Source organism: Neobacillus rhizosphaerae, from assembly GCF_937468385.1.
GTDB lineage: Bacteria > Bacillota > Bacilli > Bacillales > Cytobacillaceae > Neobacillus > Neobacillus rhizosphaerae.
This window is the reverse complement of sequence record NZ_CALBWS010000037.1, coordinates 46396-56065: the sequence shown is the minus strand read 5'-3', so window position 1 is coordinate 56065 and position 9670 is coordinate 46396. Positions and strand designations below refer to the sequence as shown.

Below are 9670 nucleotides of genomic sequence, written 5' to 3'. Positions count from 1 at the left end.
TCCCATCTCATGAAATTTTTCTCCTTTATAATTAGGACAGACCATTTTAATATACTCTAAGTTATTGCTTGTATGCTTTCTAGAATCTAGGTATCCAATATTCGCTAATCCCTCAGTTGCATCACAAATTGCAGCAACAATAGTGCCAAGCTTTAAAGCTTCGCCAATTTTTTTCAAGATAGGTTGATGAATATCTTCTCCCCAAGTATTCCCTCCAGGTAAAACTAAAAGATCTTTACTCTTAAGAGTACATTCATCAAGGGAAATATCTGGTTTTATGCTCAGTCCTCCCATCGTAGTAATAATTTCTTTATTGGCTCCTACTGTAACTACTTTTAAAGGTGCTAAATCTTTTTTGAAATATCTTCCTGAGTTTAGTTCAGCAATTAAATATCCATATTCCCAGTCTGACATTGTATTAAAAACATAAAGATAAACTTTTTTTGTTTGCATCCAATAACACTCCAATCACAATTGATATAGCCTATTATAATATAACTTCCCTGACATATAACGTCAGGGAAGTTATCATACTTGATGATATTTTATTAATTCCGACAGAACTTCAATAAGTCTTTTCTTAAGACTTATTGGCTCAATAACTTTAATAGATTTACCGTACGGTAAAAGTAAATAAGGTACATATGTATGTATCATATCTTTTTCAAGAAGAAAAACTGCTTGATTTGAAGTCCGTTCTTGTAAATAATGTCCTAAAAACCAATTTTGGCACAAGCATGGATCCTCATCGTCCCGTTCGTCTAAGTATCTTTTCAACCACAAGGAGCAGCGAGTATTGAAGTAGACTTCTCTTTCCTTATCGCCTTTTCCATGTACAATAACGGAATTCGTAGAGAAGTTTTTCGACTTCTCCAATGCGACAACCGGTAGAATAAATAAATTCAAATATTACGTTTTCCATGGTATTATGGCACGCTTCCCTGAGATGTTCTATTTCGAGCTCTGAAAGAAATTTTGGGATTCTTTTACCCAACTTTGGTTCTTTCAATTTAGCAGCTGAATTCTTAGAAATGACCCCTTCATCATATGCCCATTTAAATAGTGATCGAATACAACTAACTCGATGTCCTAGACTAGACGCATTTAAATGTTCACCAGCCTCAATTAAATAGCTTTTGAGTTTCTCTGTAGTAAATTCACCCATATCTATATCCCCAAAGAATCTTAATAATAAATTGTATTGAAAGCAATAGGTTTTCAATGTTAGAGCTGAATATCCCTCAATCTTCTTATCAAGTTGATACTTCTCCCAAACTTCAGATAATAACATTGCACTTCACTCTCCCAGGTTATGAACCAATTAATCTTGATTTCTATCATGCCCAAAAAGAATCTTTTTCATACTAAAGGTATTCAACAATCTAAGAGAATTTTTTTCTAGATAGTCTTTATAACCCTCGGAGGACGAAATAAAAACGCTTTTCGTATTTCGGAAAGCGCCCGATTGTTGAATTGCCTTTTTTTCATACTGCTATTTATAAGAATGACCTTCATTCTAATTTAGTAACACTCGAAACAGTGTTTTTGCAATTCACTAAAGAGCGTGTTAGTCAACGAAGAAGGAAAATCCAACTTAAGAGTGGAATGGATTACGTATAGATAAAATCGACGAAAATGGTGGACGAAAAATTTTTAAAAAGAAAATTTCTTTATTTGTGCCGGATGAGGTTATAATCGTCTACTTAATCCTTTATAAAAAAAGCCATTGGGTGGGGAAAATGAAAAATAAACTTTTATACATTGAAGACGATAAGGAAATCAGTGCTTGGGTCAGCGAAGATTTAACTAGGCGGGGCTATCATGTGACCTGTCTTACCACGGGGGATCGTGCGCCCAATCATATGGAGGGCATCGACCTAGTCATCCTTGACATCATGCTTCCTGGATTGGATGGATTCTCCATCGGCCAGCGGTTAAAAAAAGAATATCCAGTTACACCGATTCTTATGCTTTCTGCTAGAACCTCTATTGACGATAAATTGCAAGGTCTTCATTTTGCCGACGATTATGTGACGAAACCATTTCATCCCGATGAATTGGCGGCACGTGTGGAAGTGCTGTTAAGACGGTTTGGAAAGATGTCACCACCGCTCATTCAACTTTCACATCTTCGCATTTATTTAGACCAAAACCACATTGTCGATACAAGATCGAAGAAAGAAATCGTCCTAACACCAAAGCAATTTCAAATTTTCACCTATTTGCTTCGTCATCCGAACAAAATTCTGACAAAAGAACAAATCTACGAAGCGGTATGGGAAAATCCCTATATAGCTGGAGATAAAACGTTGATGGTCCACATTCGCCATTTATGCGAAAAAATAGAGGAAAATCCGAGCCAGCCGCAAATTATTGAAACCATCCGGGGAATCGGATATAGGGTGAAGCAATGAGATTTCGACATTCTCTGTTGGCGAGATATTTACTAATCATTATGGTAGCACTTATCTTATGGCCGTTTGTTTTACCTGCCTATTATATACCCTCCTATTTTCTGGACAAGGATGTTCAACAAAAAGCTCAGTATATTGATACGAACAAATTAAAGCAAATGTGGCATCATGAAGCGGCAAAGTTGGACAGAGCCACTCCAGAACAGATAGATCAGAAGCTCCACACATTAAAGGATCAATATCCGCTCGCTTCGATGTTCTGGGTGGACGGGGCGGGCAAAACCAAACTAGTACTTTCTAAACAAAAGAATATTCCGTCTCAATGGACCTTAGAGAACAGTATTGAGTTTATGAATCAAAGTGATGGAGATCCCATTACCTTTGTGTCTTATATTGGCAGAGACCAGAGCAACGGATTTATGGTTTTCCAAATACCGCCCTCCGTTACAAAACTTCCGACCCTTTCCTTTATAGATGACAAGTTCTTGGCGATATATGGTTTTCTCGTATTTGGTCTCTTTCTATTTGTCTCTTGGTTATTTTTCTTCAAGATACGGAAACGGCTCGTTCATCTCCAAACTGCCATGACGGAAACGAAGGAAAACGGGATTCCCGAAAAGATAGTTGTCGATAAAAAAGACGAAATCAGTGAATTGGGCAAAGCGTTTAATTATATGGTGGATGAACTGATAAAAAGCAGGCAACACGAACAAGAAGAAGAAGCGCTGCGAAAACAGTTGATTGCCAATATATCCCACGATTTACGAACACCTCTCACAACCATTCGTGGGCATGCCTATTCATTACAAAAAGAACCTTTATCGTCCAAAGGGAAAGATTCACTCCATTTAATTGAAAACAAGGTAGATCTTTTAAGCCATCTGCTTGAAAATCTCCTTTCCTACACGCTATTATCAGCCCGAAAATACACATTGCAAAGAAAAGAAACAGATATTATTCGGTTCATTCGGGAATCAATGGCAGGATGGTATCCGGTATTTGAGAAAGAAGGCTTTAAAGTAGATGTTAATCTGCCCGAAAAGGCTATGATCTGGAATATCGATCCCCAATGGTTCATGCGCATCCTAGATAATCTCTACCAAAACGTGATGAGACACGCTAAATCGGGGCGGTATGTCGGTGTCCGAATCGTGGATTATGAAGGGAAAACAGCCATTCTGATTGAAGACAGAGGCCCCGGCTTGGATGTAACAACAGACAAAAAGGGGGCCGGCATCGGCCTCTCCATCGTGTCACTAATGCTTCAGGAAATGCAATTAGGATGGACAATAACAAGTTCACCAAAGGGCACGGAAATCTATCTGTACGAAAAAAAATAATTAAAAAAAGAAAACCCCGAATTAAACAAAATTTAAACGAAACCTCACCTTCATTTTAACCTTTACTGATTAGGATGAAAGTGAGGATATTTGAATTGAATAAAAAAAGAAAGGATGATTACGTTGAAACTCACATCGCCTTTACTGAATAAAGAGGCGAAAACAAAATGGTACCGTTGGCCCTCATGGATTGGTTATGCTGCCATGTTATGGTCGGTACTGTATGGAGCATTACATCTTTATTGGTTATGGGGTGGAGCTGGATATCCTTTTAACAATGACGGTATGGGATTGTTCGCCGCTATGGTTACCTATCTTCCAGCAAAAGTTGGCTCTATTGTTTTTGTCACTCTATGTCTCATGGGCATTGGAATAGGTCTTGTCATGCAAAAAACACAAAATATGGCTTTTTCTCGGTGGTTTGCTATTGCCTATTCATGGGGGTTCTCTGTTGCTCTGCTCCTCTTTATTCCGGATACCAAATTAATTGCTGCTATGGCTTACGCTTTTTTATTTAAATTCGACTTCAACTGGCAAATGTTGAACCAAATCATTTGTATTATTGGCGCGCTTTTTTGGATGATGGCCGCTGTTGTTTACCAAAGGAAAACTCGTCATGCATGTGAATATTGCGGGCGGACCGATGACGGAGAAACACCTGCATTGATTCGTTGGGGGAGATGGTTGACCATTATCGCAGTGTTTGCACCCATTCCTTATGCCTTTATACGCTTCTCGTGGGCACTCGATATCCCTTTAGGGGTTGATCCGCAATTCCTTAGGGATTTCTCGAGCGCTAATCCGATGGCACATATGACGGAATGGGTTTTTGGATCTGTTTGTATAGTCGGGGGTATCCTTACACTTGGTTTGATCCAAAAATGGGGTGAAGTCTTTCCTCGCTGGTTCCCATTCATTGGTGGAAAAAGAGTACCCATCATGCTTGCAGTGATTCCTGCTTCTATTGTTGCCATAGCTGTAACCGCAGCCGGTTTTGTCTTTACATTTGGTATCTTCGCCATGGCACTTCAACTTGTGCCGATGGACAATATTTTACTCAGTCAGGGCTGGGGAGCTATGGGACCTATGATTTTTTGGGTGCCATGGGGAGTGGCTCTTGGGCTAGCTGCGATCGCCTACTATTATCGTCGGCGTGGTCGATGTTCCAATTGTGGAAAAGATTAATATGAGGAGGATCATGTGAACATGAACGAAAAAACAAATAATGTGGAAGCTCAAACTGAAAGGTTGAATGCCTTTGAACGTTTGACGAAGAATGCGGTATGGCCAGCTTACCTCGGTTGCATTTGGGCAGTAATGTATGCCGTTTTTGTCCGATTTTATCAAGCCGCCGGTGGAACTTTAGGTATTCCGGGACAAGTGGAAGATCCTAAAGGGATGTACATGGCAAGTTACTTTGCAGGCGTCTTAATCATGACCTGTGGGGTTCATTTTAATTGCTCTTGCCAAGCCATGGGGAAGGGTAGTTCCGGCATGGGTGCCGTTAATTGGAGGAAGACACTTCCACCGTCTCATTATATTAATCCCTACTCTTTCCTGTACTGCTTATTTAATTGCACATGGAATCAGCGGGATCATTACAAAAGTCCTTCTTCTAGCAGATGTTATTACCATTCATTTCACTGGCTGGATTTCACTTGATGTCCACAGCCTGGCGTTATGGGATCTTTTGTTTTATGAGCCATGGTTTATTATCATGGACATTTTGTCCGGGTTAACAGCTTCCCATTATGCGCAAGCTTCCGGCATTTCGCTTTCTGCATTTAGGCGGAGCATGGTCATCTATTTAATTTCCGTTTTTCTACTAACGGTGTTTTGTGTATTCTATATCATTTTTAAACTCTCATAAAGGGGATGTATTTCTTAATATGGATTCTAACAATCGGAATATTATTAGGGAAGATGTGATTAAAGAAACTGGATTGTCTTTTCGAATGTGGGCTGCAATGGTGGCGTGTACACTAACTCTGGTATCTGTTTCATTTCAGCTGTTTTTTTTCGATAGAGTCGACTATACTAAGGGATTTGCACCCTTAGGAGTTACGGCATTTACCACGGTTTGTGGGGTAATCGTAGTACTGATGATGATTGGATGGCGTCGCCAGCAACCCTTAGCACGTGTAATGGTACTCATCCTTGCGTGGGGCTCCTGCCTCTTACTGATCTGGTCCTCTGCAGGGATTGTTTTTGATGTGCTTCGTACAGCGGCCGTTCTCGGAATTCCTGGTTTACCGCCCATTGTTGACTGTATAGGTTTTGGGACCCGAGCGATTAGCCTCATAGCGGCAATATTTCTTGCTTCATCTACCGTTCACTTCCAGCGTGTCTCCCTTGATCCGTCTTTTTCAGTTGACCATGTACCATCGAAAATAAGATCAAATAAGCGGCTTGGCTATACAGCTTTTGCATTATCATTCCCCTATCCCTTACTCAAAATTTACTGGTCGCTCGGCGGAGATCTAGGCGGCGGACAAAGGTTTGGAAATCATGCCGCTTATGGAGAAATTGTGGTATTTGGTGCATGCGCATTACTTTCCTTATCCCTTGTTCAAAAATGGGGGCAAATTTTTCCCCGCTGGGTATTAATCACTGGAGGTTGGACGGCTGCATGTTTAACAGCTCCTATGGGTCTTCTGGCCCTTTTTGGATCCCTCATGCAGTTGTTTGGTCTTGAGGGTCCAGTGCCTCTCGATGGTAGTGCCTGGATAGTCGCTGTGGTATATATTGGATGGTTGTTTCTAGGTCTCTCGATAGGTGGAGCTACTTGGATTTATCAAAAAAGAACCCAATCAGGTATGACTCAAAAACGCAAACATTCATGAATGTGCCGGGGACCTGTTGACCCTTTACGGGCCCTGTTACTTGTTATTGCTCAACTTATACAACTCCTTAATTTTGATTGAACAGATCAGTGGCCCTTTACTAAAAGAAAGAGTTCATTCTTATTCTGGAATTGTGCCCGATTGCGGAAGACCGTTCTGTACATCTGTGATTGAGCGATATTGCAGAAATGCACCCGTTTTGCTTAAAAACACCACGTAGGCTCTCATGGGTTGATTCTTTGCCCGATAATTCGGGCACATTCTTCTGGCGATGTCTTTGTTGTGTCGACTTTAATGTCATAATGTATGCCAACGTGAACCGTAGTCGCTTGTGAAACTGCCATTCCTGCAACGCGGTCCGCTCGTTCGCTCTCACGAGCAGACGCAACGGTGGGATCACAGAAAACACCAACCCACAGCACCTGCAACCCTTCCAAGGAAGCTTCCCAGCGATTACAAGCTTCTACTCCACTAATGAAGACATCTTCGATAATTACTCGGGCTCCTCTACGGACCATCTCGCCAATACCGTGCATCCATGCGGACCCTAATGTGCGAAATTCCGTACCTGGACTGATAGACCCATCGTCACCGAATTTAATTCCGCTGTCTGCTTTCAACATTGCATCGGGCATGGCGTCGATTAAATCGTCGATACTGAACCTTAGCCATGACGTTGGCAATGAATTCTGGAGACACTTTGCGATAGTAGTTTTCCCGGAACTCGATCCACCATTCAGAATAATTACGTCTACCATACCTTTAACCTCTCTTTGGAACATAAGCTTAAGGACGTCTTATATCGCTATGCTACCCTTTACTTAATGACAATTATGTCAAATTACCATCACTTTTACAATGAGTTATTCCAGAATATAGCCCTTTAATTGAACAAAACACCTGGAGTTTTAGTATCAAAAGAAAAACCCTATTCATACAGGGTTTTTATCAAACTTTATTATAAATGATCAATCTTTTTTTAAAATTATCGTACTTTGTTATAAATTATCAAACTTTATTTCAAAGCCACATTTACCACTCCCATAAAAGCTCCTGCAGACAGTGCAATTCTTTTGATACAAAAATTGCCGTTTTTTTCACTTTATAAACTGGAGTAAAAATCCACTCCCTCGGGGGTGGTTGAATACTGATTAGACTCAATGTTATTGGCATTATGCGAAAATAAAGATTGAGAGATAGCTGATACAATTCCTGGCTGGTCTGGACAACTGACTATAAGAAGCCCACGGATTTGATTACGTTGTTTAATTGTTTGATTTGATCGTTAATATACGAGTTCATATAAAAGGTCCTTTGTCATTCATTCTGTGTACAAAATATGTAACTTTCCAATATTTATTGTTTCATCTTGACCATGCCTCTCCCCATTGCCCTCCTGTTTCTAGATACTCTGGTGTCATTTATTATCCTTGAACGGAAAACGATATCTACATTCGGAATTAATTGGTCATGTTCAATAAATATTTTATTTTTAATATTTGTTATTCTATGAACAGATAACATTATTTACTGTTAAATGAGAATACTCTCCAACTATAGAAAGAGTATTAAAAATATTTTGTATATTTTATCTACTATATCTTTACCCGCTAAAGAACGGAATTTTTTTTTGGGAATTAAATTTTTCCAGTTATAGACAAGTGATGACGATGCCCCAATTTTAACCACTTTATCATCTACTTCCACCTCTTTTTTCTAAAGAAAAGCGAACCTCAACCAAATTCCACTGGAATCAACAACCATCGCTGGGAAATCTGCTAGTATATCTCATTAAAGAGGTTTTTCCCCCTCAAAAACATTGACAGAAAAAAATAAACATGGTATTATTTATCTCGAATTGAAGATATTTTAATTAAAGATAAAAACCTTAACAAAATCCATTATTTATTAACTAGTTCGAGTCTTGCTACTAAAAAATAATGGATGCCTATCTCTTGAGTGGTGAAACTGCTCAAAGTGGAATAATATAGATGCGCACAATTGGAGTATCATTGGAGGGTATAAAATGAACGGATTAAAAGGTATTCACCATGTCACAGCTATTACGAGTAGTGCAGAAAAGAATTATGAATTTTTCACTTATGTGTTAGGGATGCGCTTAGTAAAGAAAACGGTCAATCAAGATGACATCCAAACTTATCATTTATTTTTTGCTGATGATACAGGCGGCCCTGGTACAGATATGACATTCTTTGATTTCCCTGGCACTCCTAAAGGAGTACATGGGACAAATGAGATTTCAAAAACTTCTTTTCGCGTACCAAGTGATGCCGCTATAGAGTATTGGGTAAAACGATTTAATCGTTTAGAAGTAAAGCATACCGGAATCAAAGAACAATTTGGCAAAAAAACTCTATCTTTTGTGGATTTCGATGACCAACAATATCAATTGATTTCAGATGAAAACAATGAAGGTGTCGCTAGCGGTACACCATGGCAAAAGGGTCCAATCCCATTAGAATATGCTATTACTGGATTAGGACCACTCTTTGTTCGAGTGGCGAACTTTGATTACTTTAAAGAAATGATGGAAAAAGTTCTACTATTTAATGAAATCGAACAAGTAGGATCTTTTCATTTATTTGAAGTAGGTGAAGGCGGAAATGGTGCTCAAGTGGTTGTCGAATACAATGCGATTCTGCCACCATCTCAACAAGGTTTTGGGACCGTACACCATGCTGCCTTCCGTGTAGAAGACCGCACTGTTTTGGAAGAATGGATGAACCGAATAGAAGGTTTCGGATTTGGAACCTCTGGTTTTGTAGACCGGTTCTTTTTCGGGTCCTTATACGTTAGAGTTGCTCCACAAATCTTATTTGAATTTGCCACAGATGGCCCCGGTTTTATGGGAGATGAACCGTATGAAACACTTGGCGAAAAATTATCTTTACCTCCATTTTTAGAAGCAAAACGTAGTCAAATCGAAAAATTTGTTCGCCCTATTGATACAGTTAGAAGTACAAAAGAATTTGTGAAAGAATATCATTAATTTTCAAAAGCAGCTAATATGCTTGGCATTATTGATCAAAGCTTGAAATATTATTTTAAAAAT

The 9670-nt window shown here is 39.4% G+C and carries 8 protein-coding genes and 2 pseudogenes; 6 read left to right on the top strand and 4 right to left on the bottom strand.

Annotated elements, in window-relative coordinates:
• Together M5A78_RS21280 and M5A78_RS21275 are read right to left on the bottom strand one after the other, a co-directional pair.
• Nucleotides 1-453, bottom strand: a 453-nt coding sequence (locus tag M5A78_RS21280) for a DJ-1/PfpI family protein (protein ID WP_248737287.1), incomplete at its 3' end; no start/stop codon positions are given.
• Between the two features lie 75 nt (nucleotides 454-528).
• Nucleotides 529-1291 (bottom strand): annotated as a pseudogene (locus M5A78_RS21275) (tyrosine-type recombinase/integrase).
• Between the two features lie 448 nt (nucleotides 1292-1739).
• Here M5A78_RS21275 and M5A78_RS21270 point away from each other — a divergent pair.
• From M5A78_RS21270 to M5A78_RS21250, 5 genes are all read left to right on the top strand, one after another.
• On the top strand, nucleotides 1740-2414 hold the full coding sequence (locus M5A78_RS21270) for a response regulator transcription factor (protein WP_248737286.1): 675 nt from the start codon (nucleotides 1740-1742) through the stop codon (nucleotides 2412-2414).
• Complete coding sequence (locus M5A78_RS21265; protein ID WP_248737285.1) at nucleotides 2411-3754, top strand: HAMP domain-containing sensor histidine kinase; 1344 nt, start codon at nucleotides 2411-2413, stop codon at nucleotides 3752-3754. The genes M5A78_RS21270 and M5A78_RS21265 overlap by 4 nt, the downstream gene beginning before the upstream one ends.
• A 123-nt stretch (nucleotides 3755-3877) precedes the next feature.
• Nucleotides 3878-4939: a hypothetical protein gene (locus M5A78_RS21260; protein ID WP_248737284.1), complete on the top strand. Its 1062-nt coding sequence runs from the start codon at nucleotides 3878-3880 to the stop codon at nucleotides 4937-4939.
• A gap of 256 nt (nucleotides 4940-5195) precedes the next feature.
• Nucleotides 5196-5624 (top strand): hypothetical protein, encoded by a 429-nt coding sequence (locus M5A78_RS21255; protein ID WP_248737283.1) that lies wholly within the window; start codon nucleotides 5196-5198, stop codon nucleotides 5622-5624.
• Between the two features lie 19 nt (nucleotides 5625-5643).
• Nucleotides 5644-6597 (top strand): hypothetical protein, encoded by a 954-nt coding sequence (locus M5A78_RS21250; RefSeq protein WP_248737282.1) that lies wholly within the window; start codon nucleotides 5644-5646, stop codon nucleotides 6595-6597.
• Nucleotides 6598-6821: 224 nt separating this feature from the next.
• On the opposite strand, the gene M5A78_RS21245 is transcribed toward M5A78_RS21250, so the two are convergent.
• Together M5A78_RS21245 and M5A78_RS21240 are read right to left on the bottom strand one after the other, a co-directional pair.
• A complete protein-coding gene (locus M5A78_RS21245) occupies nucleotides 6822-7355 on the bottom strand; it encodes a chloramphenicol phosphotransferase CPT family protein (RefSeq protein WP_248737281.1) in 534 nt (177 codons plus the stop codon).
• A 277-nt stretch (nucleotides 7356-7632) separates the two neighbouring features.
• Nucleotides 7633-7899, bottom strand: a pseudogene (locus M5A78_RS21240) (formyltetrahydrofolate deformylase); the annotation flags it as partial.
• Nucleotides 7900-8623: 724 nt separating this feature from the next.
• Here M5A78_RS21240 and M5A78_RS21235 point away from each other — a divergent pair.
• Nucleotides 8624-9607 (top strand): ring-cleaving dioxygenase, encoded by a 984-nt coding sequence (locus M5A78_RS21235; RefSeq protein WP_248737280.1) that lies wholly within the window; start codon nucleotides 8624-8626, stop codon nucleotides 9605-9607.
• The last annotated feature ends 63 nt before the right edge of the window (nucleotides 9608-9670 follow it).